We start from the raw sequence: 14,454 nt of genomic DNA on the forward strand, positions 1-14,454 counted from the left end.
TGATTTCACAGCGACCTCACTACAGGCACAGGGATTTCGGCAAGAATATCTTCAATGATTTGTTCAGCTGTTTTCCCTTCATAACGCGCTTCAGATGTTAAAATAATGCGATGAGGCAGGACATGCATGGATAAATATTGAACATCATCGGGGATCACATAATCTCGGGCATGAATAAACGCATACGCCTGAGATGCCTTCATAAGCGCAACAGAACCACGGGGACTGACTCCTAAATAGACGGAATCATGGTTCCGCGTCTTATTTACGATGTCTACAATATAATGTTTAATCGTATCATCTACATATACTTGTTTGATTTCTTCCTGAAGTGCCGTTAGTTCGTCTTTGGTGATGACTGACGTTAGTTCATCAAGCGGCTGTCCTTTTTCAGCTCTTGTCAACACTTCTACTTCTTCTGTAACGGAAGGATAGCCCATTTTCAGTTTTAGCAAAAATCGATCCAATTGAGCCTCCGGCAACGGATAAGTTCCTTCATACTCAACCGGATTTTGTGTCGCCATAACGAAAAAAGGTTTTTCAAGCGGCATTGTCACGCCATCAATGGTGACACTCCCTTCCTCCATGCCTTCAAGCAAGGCGGATTGGGTCTTTGGCGAGCTTCGATTTATTTCATCGGCCAAAATAATATTAGCCATAATCGGTCCTGGTCGGTATTCAAATTCAATCGTTTTCGGATTATATATCGATACTCCAGTAACGTCTGAAGGCAGTAAATCAGGTGTAAACTGAATTCTTTTAAAATCAGCCCCAACAGACTTTGCCAATGCCTTCACCATCATCGTTTTTCCAACTCCGGGTACATCTTCGAGAAGCACATGCCCTCCAGCAAGCAATGCCGACAAACTTAAAATGACCAGTTCACTCTTTCCTACAATAACTTTTTCAACATTTTCGACAATTTTTTCTAATTTTGGATGCATCGTCTCCCCTTGCATTTATAGGCCTCCCAATCATCATATCTGCACTTCTAACTCTATTATACAATTGCCTAATAGCAGAAAAAAACGATTCGTTTTCAAACTGTTTAAAATTTATTGTACATTGTTCCGTTTTCTTCTGAGAAAAGAAGCAGGAATATAAATTTTAGAATTTTCACAAATTTTATGTGGAGTATTCCTAGTTTTCCTGCTTCTAAATGAATGGGATGACGTCATGCTAAATAAAGTAAATGCAAGGGAATGATCGTTAAGAACGCTTGTATAGCATTGCCCAAATTTCTTTTAAAACAGGCATTTGTTCTTTCTCTTCTTCACTTACTTGTTCCCAAATGATTCCTTCCGGCTTTGAATAAGGAGTGTTCGTTTTGATCAATTCTTTTTCTGTAGCAATCCAATCAACCGTCAAATCATACGGATCAATAGGAAAATCGTCTTCTACCAGCTGAATGCTATGAACAGTCGTGACGACAGGAACAGAAGGCTGCCCAAGCTCCCGAATAATGGCATATTCGCGATCGGCATATCCTTCGCCTTTTCCAATTCTGCGCCCGTCCCTATGGACTGCAACCGATCCAACCACGATGAAATCAATAGTTGGCAGCTGATCGAGAGAGATCTCCCTTCCGAACGTATTCATATGTTTCAAGCTGGCGGCTTTTCTCTCTTCTCCTTTTGGCACCCATTCAGGCTTCACCATGATAAAACCGGATTTTAATCTTGGAGTTGGCATAAGAAGAATCTTTCCATCAATTAGCACTTTCGTCCGAATTGGAAGCTGCGGAGCATCAGGGTTCACCTTTACGACGTTTGCCGATTTATATTCAGGCATCGAAGCAACAATTTTTGCAGCTTGTTCAGCTCCTTTGAAATTTGGAATTCTATTTTTCAGCGGAAACGGAAAGCGTCCAAGCTTCTCTTTTTCAAGCTGAGTCCATATTTTTTCCCTGACGGCCTGTTTATCCATCTTCTAAACCTTCTTCCTGCGCCGTGATTTAACCTTTACAAATAAAAAAGCAGTGGTGAAACTTTGTAAAAACAGCCAATTGACAAACGAAAAGATGATGTTTTCATATTCTATCTTGGGGCTCATAGAACAAGAACAGCGGTATACTCCGGGAATCTAAAATATGTGTCGGAAAATCAAAAGAGCTGCCATTCTTACGATTGCCCAATTTGAAAGCTGAAAGGTAGATACCATTTTGATTCAAGATGGGAGATAATTTTATCAATACTGCCAAGTTCACTTCGTTTTTTTTAAGAGCTCGATTTGGTATTGATGAATCAGCTTATCAAGTTCCTGGCTGATTTTTAACACAACCTCAGATGTATATCCATATTTCTCAGCCAATGAAATCATATATGCTCGTTCATTTTCTATTTTAATAGATAGAATATTCATTTTATTCATTTTTCAGTAACCCCATTTTTTACGAGTTTTAGTAGTATTAATAGTACCATACTCTTACGAATAATGTAAAGATTTGTAATTTATTGAAGAAATTTGCGGAAGAAGGGGGTAAATTCCCCCATTTAAAAAGTATTGGGGTTTATTTTCTCCACCATGCAGAAAAAAACGTTCCTAGCACAATAAACCCATTGTAAAATTTTTAAAATAGCGTTCACTTAAAAAATCGGATAATCATTTTTGCAAATTTACTGAATGGATTGTATTTTCTGATGAAAATCCTCTGAAGCAGCCTGAGCGTGCAAGAGGGAGTTGAGTTTATTGGACAAATTGTCATGATTATAAAACTTGCGCTTTATTTCATTTTGACTTCAATGAGCCCTAAGAAAAGATAAATATTGACCGCAGCATGAACATCAAAGAAGCCTTGGCTCGACGATAAATCAAACCCGCCAATTTCTTGCATCCTCTTCAGTCGGTAACGAACAGACCCTAATGAAACATGCATTCTTTCGGCTGTTTTATATAGATGTCCGTTATTTTCAACATACCAATAAAGCGTTTCTAATAAATCTGAGCCATGCTTGTCATCGTAGTTTTTTATTTTTTGAAGCATTGTATGTGAAAAGGCTTCCATTTCCGGTAAATTTTCAGAGCATATTAACTCCGCAACCGCTAAAAGCTCCTTAAATGCTTTGACTTTCGCATTGCTTTTAGAAAACTTCATAATCTTAATTGTTTTTTCTGCTTCTTTTAATCCTTTTTTCAAATCTGATGCTTGCTGACATAAACTGCTGATCCCCAATTTCATTTCAAAAGTTTTAATCTCGGAGAAAATCTGATCAATTAGCCATTGCCCGCATGAAACTTCAGATGAAAATTGACGGATAAAATCTTCAGGAATAACAGCAATCAGCTGATTGACTTTTGTTGTCATTATACATGCAAAACCTTGCTGCTTGATCAATTTATGTAAGTTTTCAGCTGCTGCAGTTTTATAATGATTAAGCGAATCTTCAAGCTCTTTTCGATTAAACTCTTGGCTGTGTCCAGATGAAACAAAAACACATATTGCGGTTGATTAAGATTGTATCCCATTAATTTTAATCGGTAAGTAAGCTCTTCTTCTGAAAATTCCCCCCTAAAAACGGCGTTCAGCAATTCTCCTTTAATTCGCTGTTCGTTTTCAAACGCAGAAGTTTCATTTATTATTTGCATAGCACAAATGGATGCCGCCTTTTCAATGACGATATAGTCCAATTCCGAAAAGCCTTCTGATTCACGAATTAGTGAAACATAACCAAAAATGTTGTTTCTTACAAAAACAGGAGATATTAATTTTTCAAATGTATAGCCTTTTGCTGAAGAAACTTTTACCCGATTCGTATTACATTTTTCTTTTATATCTACTGTTTCCACTTTCTCCCACACATAATCAGCGCTGTTTAAATAAATTTTTCGAAGCGAATCGCTCGCTTCAATCAACTGACGGTGAGAGTTTTCCAGCAGAAGAGCACAATTCATCTCAACCGCTAAAGTGTTCAATATCCCCTTTAGTCCACACCCGTTTAATAGCGAATTTGTCAACTTTTCATTAATCATAAGAGCTTTCTTAAACATTTCTTTCTGCTTTTCTATCCTTATAAAAGCTTTGTCTAGCTCTTGTCCTAAATTTTCCTAATAAGGCAGCTCTTTTTCGATTTCTTCTCCCCAATCCTAAAACCGGTTTGGCAATCCAATGACAATGCGGATCACCCTTTCCTTCACACTCAACTTCTTTAAAAATTACTTTTCTACCCAAATGATTGCTCACAAATCCGCCTGCAAATCCTATTAGTGTAAAACATACTGGATCAGAAGATAATCCAAAGGTTGCAATATGGTGTTCAGCTTCTTGTGAATGCTTCCAATAGCCTTCTGAATAATAATCTTTTGTTACAGGGTCGATATGCAGCTCTTTAACTGAAATGCCTAAATCAGCCGTTATGCCGTGCATATGCGAACAAGCGATAAACAGTTCTTTCAATGTCAGCGTATGATAAGCATCTTTCCTTCTTAAATGATTTGAAAAATTATTGCCGCAATCCCAGCCATACCGTAATAAAAAACCTTTAGCTCTGTCGAGACCTAAAGCTGAAATTAAATGATTTCGCAAAGTATTTAAGATTGCCCAGATTCAGGCAAAAATTTCATCATTTCGTTGGAGTCTAAAACTTCCCCCATTTCCGTTCCCCTCACCACAAACTATTAGCATTTTTTATCAAAATTATCATAATATTTAATAAATTTTCAGGAAATTTTATATAAGATATCAGTAATGAACAGAATTGATTCTGTTAAAAATGTAAGCGTTAACAAAAAAGAGGGGGAGAATAATATGAATACATTTGAAGAACAAATTTATAATTGCATGAAACCCGTTGAAGAATTGCTGGCTAAAACAACCAATCCACTGCATATTGCGATTCTTGAAAACTTCCGCCGACACGTTCATCTGGAAGGCGCCGGCATGTTCAATGAAATTGTCTCTTCCGATATGATGGTCGATCACCCCGTTTATCGTGTTACTTGGGGAAGCGAGCCTGCTGTTATTGAAGGAAAAGAAGGAGTCCTCAACTTCTATCATATTGCATCAAAATCAGTACTTTGGCATTCTGATGACTTGCTAGCTGTGGCTGATTGGGGAATTGCAGATGAACTGACTTTCCACCAATTAATTAAAGGCCAAGGATTGCTTGATTTAGGATTTGAAGTAGATGATCCGGACAAAATTTATCATTACTCAAGCCGTCAAGTATTTTTATGGCCGTATGATGAAACGGGGAGACTTAAGGGAGAGCATCTTTACGAAGATAAAAGTACAGTAAAAATTGTAGAAGTGGATCCTGCTGACATCATCACACCAGAACGAGTTGCCGAAATCCACCGGGAATGCTTGGCAAAATTAGAAGCAGAAAAACCGCCGAAATATTGGACGCTGGAAGTTATAAAACAACAGCTGGAAGGCAAATGATAAAATGAGCTTTCATGAAGACGAACACACGATCATTCATTTTTTAAGTCTAGTACATCATGAAGGAATGCCCGACGCGAGGGAGCTAATTTAACTCTCTCGCGTTTTATGCATCTAAACATGGCAAGCTGGCAAATTTATGCCTAATGTAATCAAAGCAAAAAAAGCCGTTAAACATTTCGAATCATAAACTAAACGATTGGAATATCAGCAAATCTATCATTTCCTTTAAGCTATTTCCGCCTTTACAGAAAATATAGAAGCTTCATAAATCCTTTCCAATCATTTTCTTCTGCACAGAAATCAAGCAGCAAACAGCCTAAATATGTTGATAATTCGGGAAATGGGCAAAAAAAATATATTGGCACATACACGTTTTTTATAAAAACATACTGACATTCATGACAGATAATACGGACTGATCTGGATACACAGTTCGTTTTGCTATTTTCCATTTTCCATTCACTTTCCGGATAATATCTTCTCTTTCTCCGAACAATTCCTCGGTTTTTGCTTCTGAACTTCGGCTGCGCTTAAATAGAAAATAACTTCTAACCTTATATTCATTAGAGCTAAAGCCAGGCTCAACGACCACATTGCTTATAAAATGCCTCTGCCTTGTAGGCGGGTTTTCGACCCAGGCTGATTTCGTATAAAGTCTTTCGACCTTTATCTCTATGTCCTTTTTCGAATCTGCAAAATAAGTCATTTCAGTATTCAAATTGCTTCCCATTTTGTTATCAACAGTTACCCGCAGGGGCATCGTGTATTGAATATCATCATCAAGCAATTCAAGCCATTCCCGATATTTTCGGTGGTCAAGCAAATAGGCCTCATAATATAAAAATTGAGAAATTTCATATTGAATATCACTATTCATGAGATTTCACCTCTGGCTCTTTCGTAATCAGCTCCAGCCAGTATTTATGCATACTTCTTGCAATATGATCTGTATAGCAAGTTGGGTACGCTTTTCCCGGTCCCGGAAAATTCTCATCCGGATCTAAGTGATCTAATCCCATTAAGTAGTTGAGCATATTGTTGTAGCTGAGATTTCGATCTCTTGCCATTAACCCCTGGCTGGCCTCAACAATGCGAGCCCAATTTTCCGTATCATCCTGTTCAAGAGTACCTGCCGCGCCAAACGTTGCAATAAAGCCTTTGTACGATTTTTCCTTATAATCTTCCGGCAGCGCCTTATCAATCATATACCAAACCCAAATTTCAACTTGATCGGGTCCTAACGGCCGCCATACTCTAAATTGAAGATGATTATACTTTGTTCCTTCTGTTCCGCTGCAAGAGCTTAAGAATGATAGATTTGGAAAAACTCCGCCAACAAAATTTTGAACTCTAGAAAAAATGTCCAATTGTTCTTTATTTAAATTTTTCTCAAACATCGGCCACATCGATTTAGGCATACCTTGGTATATATTATTCGATCTTCCAGTAGCAGATGTAATTACATTAATTCCATGTCCGTTTGACAAAACAACTTGATGTCCATATGATGCATACAAAGGATCGCTCGGTGTAAGCTTCAATTCCACGGCGGATCTATGAGTCGTTTGAACATGGTAAGGATCTGCCGCGAAATTTTCACTTGTCATTTTCCAATTTGCTTTTGCCACCCATCGTTGAGGGACTCCCCTCACTTCCATTCCGCCGTCGCTCCGGCCAAGCATTATATCAAAATACCATTTCATTTCGCCTAAATAATCTTCTAAAGACATAGCGTCAGGATCAAGATTTCCAAAAATCATTCCTTGATAGCTTTCAACACGAGGAACTGGGCGCAGTCCCCACTCGCTTTTATCCATCGATTCTCCAAATACTTTATTCCCTGCAACAACCCCGATCAGTTCACCGTTTAAATTATAAGTCCAGCCATGATAAGGGCATGAAAATGCTTTTTTATTCCCATAATCTTCTGTACACAAACGAACACCCCTATGAGAACAAGAGTTCAAAAATGCGTTGATTTCTCCATTTTTATTTTTCACTAAAATAATCGGGTCATCGACCATCATCCTCGTAACAAAGCTTCCTGGTTCTTTTAATTCCGATTCGTGCGCCAGAAACTGCCATGTTCTGCCGAAAATTCTTTCTTTTTCTAGTTCGTATATTTCCGGATCTGTAACTAACCATTGAGGAAATCGGCCGTTTTCTATATTCTTCTCAATTTCCTTCCAATCTATCGTTCTCATATCCGTTCCCTTCCTCCTTTGGTTATTGGAATATTCGGAATACTATGCCGCCAAACTCCCGGCTTTTGGGCAAGTTAGGTTAGTACAGACCTGTTGTTTATACTAAAGCTTTAGTCTTTCTTTTTTGCTTATACCTAAATACGTATCTTTTATTTTTTCATCTTCCAGCAAATCGCTCGCTTTTCCTTGAATGACAATTTCTCCGCGATCCAATACACAAGCGTGATCTGCAATTTGCAAAGCTGCTTTGACGTTTTGTTCAATTAACAAAATGGTCGTTCCAAATGTTTTTTTCATTTGCTTTAAAATATTCATAATGTCTTTGACAATAAGCGGAGCCAATCCTAAAGACGGTTCATCCAGCATCATTAGTTTTGGCTTCGCCATCAGCCCGCGGCCTATGGCAACCATTTGCTGCTCGCCGCCGCTCAACAATCCGCCCGGTCGATCCAACATTGTTTTTAATTTAGGGAAAAAGTCTAGAACTTGCTCGAAATCCTCCATAACACTTTTTTTGTCATTTTTATATCGGTGATAAGATCCTAACAGCAAATTATCCTTAACAGAAAGATCATCAAAAATTTGTCTTCTTTCCGGGACAAGACAAATGCCTTTTTCAACGATCTTTTCTACTTTACCATAAGAAATTTCTTCATTTTCAAATACAATGGTTCCTGATCTCGGTTTATAAATGCCTGCTATTGTTCCAAGAAGGGTGCTTTTCCCGGCGCCATTTGACCCTACCATCGCAAAGATTTCGCCTTGTTTTATTTCAAAGTGAATCCCTTTCAAAACGTGCAAATATCCGTGGTACGTATGAAGGTTGTCTACTACTAACATTAGATTGCTTCCTCCTCTCCCAAATAGGCTGCAATAACTTTAGGATTGCTGGCAATTTCTTCAGGCGTTCCTTCTGCAATTTTTTTCCCATAGTCAAGAACTACAATTTTATCTGCAATCGACATCACCGTTTCCATATCATGTTCAACAAATAAAAATGTCATCCCTTGTTTTCTCATATTTTTCAGTACATTCACTAGATTGCGGGATTCCTGCGGATTCAGCCCGGCCATCGGTTCATCCAGTAAAATAAATGAAGGCTCTGCAGCTACTGCCCTGGCAATCTCTAATAATCTTTGATTTCCATAAGGCAATGTTTCAGCTCGTTCAAAAGCTAAATCAGCAATACCGACCTGTTCAAGGCATTGCAATGCTTTTTGCATTACCTCTTTTTCTTCTTTATAAACGTTCGGCAATCGCAGGCCTGAGCTTAAAACTCCAGTTTTTAATCTTATATGACTTCCTGTCATCACATTTTCGATGACGGTCATATTATTAAATACTTGCAAATTTTGAAATGTTCTTGTCATCCCTAGACTTGCAATTTGATAAGGTCTTTTCCCGATGATGGAAACGCCTTTAAAGGTTATTTTTCCGCTTGTTGCAGGGATGACACCTGTCACTAAATTAAAAAGGGTTGTTTTGCCGGCGCCATTTGGACCTATTACAGCAACAATTTCCCCTTTTTTCACTTCAAACGAAACATTTTCAACGGCATTTACACCGCCGAATGATTTTGAAAGATTTTCGACTTTTAATAATGTTTCCTCAGTCATGAATATCACTTCCCGTTGACTTCTTTGAAAATGCTGAAACTGGTTTATTTTTAAAGCTTGAAGTGATTCTTTTGATAAAATGAAAGATCGCTTTTGAAATTCCATTTGGCATGTATATTAAAATAACTACAAGCAGCACGCCGAAAAATACAATTTCGAATTCCCCGCTAGCATTGGGAATAATTTTCGGTACAATATCTTTCAACAATTCTCCTAAAAATACATATATCGCTGCTCCGATCAATCCGCCCCAAATATTCCCTATCCCACCGATGACAACCATTATTAAAAAGTAGATAGATGTCATCATTTCAAACAATTGAGGATTTATAAAGGTGACATAGTGTGCGTATAAGCTTCCAGCAATTGAAGCATAAACGGCGCTTAATACAAAAATTTGCAATTTACCTGTGGTGCTAGATAAAGATCACAGGATATAAAAATAGCCCTTGCATGGAAAATTCCTTTAAAATGAAAGTGCTACCAAACATTTAAAAGGAGAAGTCCCATGCAAGAGCACTTTCATTTTACAACAGACGAAGCGAAAATTCAAAAACAATATGCAGCGATTTTGTTCTTTGTATCTGGACAATTGTCTTTGATTCAGATGTATTTACAACGCCGAAATCACCATTTGTTGAAGCAAGAAGATGAAGTCATCATCGCCGTCCATGTTCTTGGAAAGTTGTTAGGTTTTACATCCGAACGAGCTTGGCACCGATTTGTGATCGGAAACTTATTTTCGAAAGATTTATTTCCTGAACGTTCTCGATATAACCGCCGTTGTCGAAATCTTGGCTTTGCCGTCAAATGGATACGATATCAACTAGCCAAACGTGGGCAACATCACGCTTATGCGGTAGTGGATAGCTTACCTATTGAACTCTGCCACCACGCACGAATGTATCGCGTCAAACGGTTTCAAGGAATCGCAGATATCGGGTATTGTGCATCCAAAAAGATGGCTTACTATGGGTTTAAGCTTCATCTCCAGATCACTGACCAAGCGCTTCCGATGGGATATGTCGTCACCGAAGCATCCTGTCACGACCGGACAGCTGCGGAAACCGTGATGGCCCAACTTCCTCATCCGTATACACTTGGTGACAAAGGATATGTGAGCCAAGACTTGCAAAAGAAGCTGTATGATGAATACAAGATCACTTTTTGGACGCCCGTTCGGAAAAACCAGAAAATCCATCAATCGAAAGCATGGAAACGATGGATGAAACGAAAACGCAAAATCGTCGAAACCGCGTTCTCGGTTTTAGTGGATTCATTTCGGATCACGAAAATTCGCGCCAATTCGATCTCTGGATTTGAAACGGCGCTTGATGCCATTTTGTTGGCCTATTCGCTCGTTGTTCTTGGGCTAGTTGAGCGTTGACGCTCAACTAGCACCATGGGTTTGCAATTTATATTTATTAATATTTATACCAATTGCTTCCGAAGCAATTTCGCTGCCATGGATAGACATTAAAGCTCTTCCGACTCTTGATTGAACAATATTGCGCGCAAAGAAAATTCCTAAAAAGACAAAGATCCAAATTAAGAAGTAAAATTGAAAATCTGTTGAAAATGAAATGCCGAATAAGCTTAAAGGAGGTATGCCAAAAAACCCGTTTAATCCTCCAGTTATTGTTTTCCACTCTTTAAAAAATGTAAATATGATCACTCCAAATCCAAGAGTGGCTAAGGCTAAATAATGCCCTTTTAGTTTAAATACTGGAATACCAATGATTAAAGAAACGAGTGATGCAATAATCGCCCCAACTAAAATTCCTATCCAGGAAGGCATCTGCAATGTAGCCGTAAAATATGCAGAGGTATAGGCACCAATACCGTAAAAAGCTGCATGCCCGAGGGAAATTTGCCCTGCATATCCGATTAATAGCGTCAGTCCAGTCGTAACCAATGAGTAAAAACCGATCATAATGAAAGTACTTAAAATATAATTATTTGATTGAAAAATAAAAGGAAGAAGCATAATAACGACAAAAAAGATAAGAGGACCTTTCAAACTCCTGTTGTATATTTTCGTTAAATTGTTATCCATTTTTCCTCTCCTCTAAACACGTTTTCCTGATACTTTCGAGAACAATCCATTTGGCATGAAGAATAATACGATTAAAAGAAGAGTGAAGCTAATGGCATCTTTATATCCTGAAGATAAATATCCTTCCGTAAAAGATTCTAATATTCCGATTAAAAATGCTCCGGCAATAGCAGCAGGTGCATTTGACAACCCTCCAATTACTGCAGCAATAAATGCTTTTAAGCCAATCATGATTCCCATATCATACGAAGCACCCGAAATGGGGGCAATCACTATTCCTGCGAGCGCTCCAAGACCAGCACTAATGGATACTGCCCAAAACGACATTTTTTGGGGGCTGATTCCCATTAGCCTTGCTGCAAAACGATTGACAACACAAGCTGTTACCGCTTTTCCTAAGTAGGTTTTATTAAAAAAGTAGTAAAGGACAGCTAAACTTAATAAGGAAATGCCGATAGCCCATAAGCTTTGCGGCTGAATGGTAGCATCCAAAAAATTGATATTCTGATTTCCAGAGAAAGGACGCAGCGCCAAAGGCTGAGTTCCCCAAATTAAAATGCTAATTCCCCGAAATACAAAAGCTGCACCTATCGTAATAATAAGAAGTGTTGCGGTTGATGAATTTCTTGCAGGATAAATTGCCAACCTTTCGAACAAACCACCGATAATCGTGACTATGACAACACTTACTGCTATTGCAATAATTAATGGAAAGCCCATATTGACAAACGAAATACAAGTAAGTGCACCCAGCATGGCAAAATCGCCTTGTGCTAAATTTAAAAGGCCGGTTATGTTGTAAATAATGACAAATCCAATAGCAATCAGTGCATAGATGCTTCCAATGGTCAGTCCAGAAAAAATTAACTGGATAAATTGGCTGGTCAGTTCCATTCCCACACTTCCCTTCTATTTTTGGTCTTTAGGGATCTTCCCCGTACTTTTAATCGTTGAAGATCCCTTTACAGCATTATTCTGCAATGACAAATTTGCCGTCTTTGATTTGAACCATAACTAAGCTGCTTTCATCAAGGCCAGTATGATTATCTTTCGAAAAATTGAATATTCCGGAAATTCCAACAAAATTTTTCGTATTTTCGAGCTGTTCTCTAATTTTTTCTTTGTCAGTTCCGGCTTTTTCAATTGCATTCACTAATAAATAGAATGCGTCCCAAGTATGGCCTCCAAACGTATTTGCGTCGTAGTTGAATTTTGCTTTAAAATCCTCTTTATACTTAATAAGTGTTTCTTTTTGCGGATCATTATCCGGCAATTGTTCAGCGACAATTAAACGCCCTGCAGGAAAAATAACTCCTTCCGCTGCTTCTCCGGTTAACTCAATAAACTCTTTAGTACCAATTCCCTGACTTTCAATAATGGGAAGTTTCATTCCTAATTGATGGAGATTTTTCGTAATAACTGAAGACTCCTGAGCAGTTCCCCAAACGATAATTGCCTGTGGATTTGATTTCTTTACGCGAGTCAGCATCGCTTTCGCATCATCAACAGTTGCTTCAAATTCCTCTTCAATAACAGCTTCAATGCCGTATTCACCTTTCAGGCGATTAAATTCTTCATGAGCACTTGTGCCGTATTGGTTGGCAACATTCAGCCAGGCAATTTTCGTTAAATTTTTTTCTTTCAAATAGGCTAAAATTTTAGGAATTACTACATCATCACTTTGTGTCGTTTTGAAGATCCAGTCCCGTGAAGAATTATCATCAGGTTTTACAATTTGTTTACTTGTAGCTGATGCAATGAATGGAGTTTTTGACTTTTCTGCAAGCGGCACCATTGCTAAAGCATTTCCGCTTAGCGTACCCCCAACAACAGCCAATACTTTATCCTGCTCAATTAATTTTTTCATAGACAGCACGGCTTCATTTTGATCGGACTTATCATCATAGGCAATCAGCTCTATTTTCTTTCCATCTATTCCATCGTTTGCATTCACTTGCTCCACCAGCATTTTTACCGTTTCCATCTGTGATTTTCCTAAAGGAGCACCGCCGCCCGAAGCTGAATAAATAGCACCAATTTTAATGACATCGGAACCACCGGAATCATTATTTTTTCCACCGGCGCTTTCAGAATTTCCGCATGCTGCCAGCATAGAGAGAAATAACATCAAAATGATCAACGAAACAAATTTTTTCAACGTAACCCCCTCCTTTATTTTTGGCAAAATTCCTTAAAAGCTTTATCTTTCTTAGTGACAACGCTTTCATATTAGTGAAATCAGAGGATCACCCCTTTCCTTCGACCAACAAATCATCAATAATATTATATATGATTTAAAATATGGTTTCAAATATTTAAAAAATTCTATCTTTTCTTCCTCCTAGCATTTTCTACTCATTCAAAATCCACTTGTAGAGAAAGAAGCTTCATCTATTGATTTTCTTCACAACAAGGGTTTAGAATTTGATCTTGTTATCTATTAATATATATAAAATAATATATGATATTAGCCAAAAAAATTTCCTTGAACAAATCCAACTGAGTACGATCAGTTGAATTTGTTCGAAATTGTTTTATTATGAAAATTTTTGCCGATTTCTGAATGCTTCTGCTGTATTTAATTTGTGTTGGCGGACAAATTCCTCAATTTGGTTGGGCGGAGCCTTTTCTCGAAGCAATCGAATAATTTCTTCGTGCTCTTTAATGGACTCTTTAGAGCGCTTCGGAACGAGTGTGAAACCATAAGTCCGTATCCGCTTCATCCTCTGCCAAATTTGCTTAATCTGCTCCTCTAAAAAGTTATTGCCGCAGTTTTCATATATTAAGGTGTGGAACTGATAATTTAATTCACTGAATTGCTCTAATTCAAAATCTTGCAGCGACTGTTTCATCTTTTCGTTTAATTCTTCTAATTTTTCGATCGTCTCCTCCTTTATAATATTTGAACTTAAAACAGTCGCGTAGCCTTCTAACACCGCCAAAACCGAAATGGTTTGCAAATACTCTTTTTCGTTGATATTGCTTACAACTGCTCCGCTATACGGCTTATATTGAATTAAGCCTTCTGCTTCCAATTGGCGGATCGCTTCTCTGACAGGGATGCTGCTTAAATTCAGCTCTTTTGCAATTTGATCGATTACTATTCGGTATCCAGGCCCGTAAGTACCATTTTCAATTCGTGAAAGAATATAATCATATGCAATTTGTGTTTTATTTTTTACCTTCTGTTCCATA

Annotated in this window: 15 protein-coding genes and 2 pseudogenes; 2 read left to right on the plus strand and 15 right to left on the minus strand. The window is 38.0% G+C overall.

Going from position 1 to position 14,454, the window contains the following annotated elements:
* Positions 1-5: 5 nt before the first annotated feature.
* The 6 genes from NST97_RS11035 to NST97_RS11060 all read right to left on the minus strand — a co-directional run bounded on the left by NST97_RS11035 (position 6) and on the right by NST97_RS11060 (position 4,522).
* Positions 6-959, minus strand: coding sequence for an AAA family ATPase (locus NST97_RS11035; RefSeq protein ID WP_094244358.1), 954 nt, complete (start codon positions 957-959; stop codon positions 6-8).
* A 250-nt stretch (positions 960-1,209) separates the two neighbouring features.
* Positions 1,210-1,926: a 5-formyltetrahydrofolate cyclo-ligase gene (locus NST97_RS11040; protein ID WP_341343226.1), complete on the minus strand. Its 717-nt coding sequence runs from the start codon at positions 1,924-1,926 to the stop codon at positions 1,210-1,212.
* A gap of 276 nt (positions 1,927-2,202) precedes the next feature.
* Entirely contained in the window at positions 2,203-2,370 is a 168-nt protein-coding gene (locus NST97_RS11045; RefSeq protein ID WP_082829641.1) for an aspartyl-phosphate phosphatase Spo0E family protein, read from the minus strand.
* 352 nt (positions 2,371-2,722) lie between these two features.
* Positions 2,723-3,304 carry a PucR family transcriptional regulator gene (locus NST97_RS11050; RefSeq protein WP_341343227.1) on the minus strand — a complete coding sequence of 194 codons (582 nt, stop codon included), beginning with the start codon at positions 3,302-3,304 and terminating at the stop codon, positions 2,723-2,725.
* 26 nt (positions 3,305-3,330) lie between these two features.
* Positions 3,331-3,987: a hypothetical protein gene (locus NST97_RS11055; protein ID WP_341343228.1), complete on the minus strand. Its 657-nt coding sequence runs from the start codon at positions 3,985-3,987 to the stop codon at positions 3,331-3,333.
* Positions 3,980-4,522, minus strand: a complete 543-nt coding sequence (locus NST97_RS11060) for a V4R domain-containing protein (protein ID WP_341343229.1) — start codon at positions 4,520-4,522, stop codon at positions 3,980-3,982. Before NST97_RS11060 ends, NST97_RS11055 begins: the two co-directional genes overlap by 8 nt.
* A 222-nt stretch (positions 4,523-4,744) precedes the next feature.
* On the opposite strand from NST97_RS11060, the gene NST97_RS11065 reads away from it, so the two are divergent.
* A complete protein-coding gene (locus NST97_RS11065) occupies positions 4,745-5,380 on the plus strand; it encodes a hypothetical protein (protein WP_066252118.1) in 636 nt (211 codons plus the stop codon).
* Between the two features lie 379 nt (positions 5,381-5,759).
* On the opposite strand, the gene NST97_RS11070 is transcribed toward NST97_RS11065, so the two are convergent.
* The 5 genes and pseudogenes from NST97_RS11070 to NST97_RS11090 form a co-directional block, all read right to left on the minus strand.
* Positions 5,760-6,260 carry a 3-phenylpropionate/cinnamic acid dioxygenase subunit beta gene (locus NST97_RS11070; protein ID WP_063388839.1) on the minus strand — a complete coding sequence of 167 codons (501 nt, stop codon included), beginning with the start codon at positions 6,258-6,260 and terminating at the stop codon, positions 5,760-5,762.
* Complete coding sequence (locus NST97_RS11075) at positions 6,253-7,587, minus strand: aromatic ring-hydroxylating oxygenase subunit alpha (protein WP_341343230.1); 1,335 nt, start codon at positions 7,585-7,587, stop codon at positions 6,253-6,255. The genes NST97_RS11070 and NST97_RS11075 overlap by 8 nt, the downstream gene beginning before the upstream one ends.
* A 102-nt stretch (positions 7,588-7,689) precedes the next feature.
* Positions 7,690-8,427 carry an ABC transporter ATP-binding protein gene (locus NST97_RS11080; RefSeq protein WP_066252126.1) on the minus strand — a complete coding sequence of 246 codons (738 nt, stop codon included), beginning with the start codon at positions 8,425-8,427 and terminating at the stop codon, positions 7,690-7,692.
* A complete protein-coding gene (locus NST97_RS11085) occupies positions 8,427-9,203 on the minus strand; it encodes an ABC transporter ATP-binding protein (RefSeq protein WP_066252129.1) in 777 nt (258 codons plus the stop codon). Before NST97_RS11085 ends, NST97_RS11080 begins: the two co-directional genes overlap by 1 nt.
* Positions 9,196-9,609, minus strand: a pseudogene (locus tag NST97_RS11090) (ABC transporter permease subunit); the annotation flags it as partial. The gene NST97_RS11085 and the pseudogene NST97_RS11090, both read right to left, overlap by 8 nt.
* Before the next feature lie 102 nt (positions 9,610-9,711).
* Here NST97_RS11090 and NST97_RS11095 point away from each other — a divergent pair.
* Positions 9,712-10,590 carry an IS982 family transposase gene (locus NST97_RS11095; protein WP_339196453.1) on the plus strand — a complete coding sequence of 293 codons (879 nt, stop codon included), beginning with the start codon at positions 9,712-9,714 and terminating at the stop codon, positions 10,588-10,590.
* 21 nt (positions 10,591-10,611) lie between these two features.
* On the opposite strand, the pseudogene NST97_RS11100 reads toward NST97_RS11095, so the two are convergent.
* The 4 genes and pseudogenes from NST97_RS11100 to NST97_RS11115 form a co-directional block, all read right to left on the minus strand.
* Positions 10,612-11,259: pseudogene (locus NST97_RS11100) on the minus strand (branched-chain amino acid ABC transporter permease); the annotation flags it as partial.
* 12 nt (positions 11,260-11,271) lie between these two features.
* Positions 11,272-12,153 (minus strand): branched-chain amino acid ABC transporter permease, encoded by an 882-nt coding sequence (locus NST97_RS11105; RefSeq protein WP_063388844.1) that lies wholly within the window; start codon positions 12,151-12,153, stop codon positions 11,272-11,274.
* A gap of 76 nt (positions 12,154-12,229) precedes the next feature.
* Complete coding sequence (locus NST97_RS11110) at positions 12,230-13,417, minus strand: ABC transporter substrate-binding protein (protein ID WP_341343231.1); 1,188 nt, start codon at positions 13,415-13,417, stop codon at positions 12,230-12,232.
* Positions 13,418-13,796: 379 nt separating this feature from the next.
* The gene (locus NST97_RS11115; protein WP_341343232.1) at positions 13,797-14,453 is read right to left on the minus strand and encodes a GntR family transcriptional regulator; all 657 of its coding nucleotides are present in this window, start codon (positions 14,451-14,453) and stop codon (positions 13,797-13,799) included.
* Position 14,454: the final 1 nt, after the last annotated feature.

The organism is Aeribacillus sp. FSL K6-1305 (assembly GCF_038050115.1).
Lineage (GTDB): Bacteria > Bacillota > Bacilli > Bacillales > Aeribacillaceae > Aeribacillus > Aeribacillus composti.

What these genes read in the sequence shown, in the direction of transcription:
- NST97_RS11035 (WP_094244358.1), bottom strand. Translation starts at nt 959, where the DNA reads ATGCAAGGGGAGACGATGCATCCAAAATTAGAAAAAATTGTCGAAAAT.
- NST97_RS11040 (WP_341343226.1), bottom strand. Translation starts at nt 1,926, where the DNA reads ATGGATAAACAGGCCGTCAGGGAAAAAATATGGACTCAGCTTGAAAAA.
- NST97_RS11045 (WP_082829641.1), bottom strand. Translation starts at nt 2,370, where the DNA reads ATGAATAAAATGAATATTCTATCTATTAAAATAGAAAATGAACGAGCA.
- NST97_RS11050 (WP_341343227.1), bottom strand. Translation starts at nt 3,304, where the DNA reads ATGACAACAAAAGTCAATCAGCTGATTGCTGTTATTCCTGAAGATTTT.
- NST97_RS11055 (WP_341343228.1), bottom strand. Translation starts at nt 3,987, where the DNA reads ATGTTTAAGAAAGCTCTTATGATTAATGAAAAGTTGACAAATTCGCTA.
- NST97_RS11065 (WP_066252118.1), top strand. Translation starts at nt 4,745, where the DNA reads ATGAATACATTTGAAGAACAAATTTATAATTGCATGAAACCCGTTGAA.
- NST97_RS11070 (WP_063388839.1), bottom strand. Translation starts at nt 6,260, where the DNA reads ATGAATAGTGATATTCAATATGAAATTTCTCAATTTTTATATTATGAG.
- NST97_RS11075 (WP_341343230.1), bottom strand. Translation starts at nt 7,587, where the DNA reads ATGAGAACGATAGATTGGAAGGAAATTGAGAAGAATATAGAAAACGGC.
- NST97_RS11080 (WP_066252126.1), bottom strand. Translation starts at nt 8,427, where the DNA reads ATGTTAGTAGTAGACAACCTTCATACGTACCACGGATATTTGCACGTT.
- NST97_RS11085 (WP_066252129.1), bottom strand. Translation starts at nt 9,203, where the DNA reads ATGACTGAGGAAACATTATTAAAAGTCGAAAATCTTTCAAAATCATTC.
- NST97_RS11095 (WP_339196453.1), top strand. Translation starts at nt 9,712, where the DNA reads ATGCAAGAGCACTTTCATTTTACAACAGACGAAGCGAAAATTCAAAAA.
- NST97_RS11105 (WP_063388844.1), bottom strand. Translation starts at nt 12,153, where the DNA reads ATGGAACTGACCAGCCAATTTATCCAGTTAATTTTTTCTGGACTGACC.
- NST97_RS11115 (WP_341343232.1), bottom strand. Translation starts at nt 14,453, where the DNA reads ATGGAACAGAAGGTAAAAAATAAAACACAAATTGCATATGATTATATT.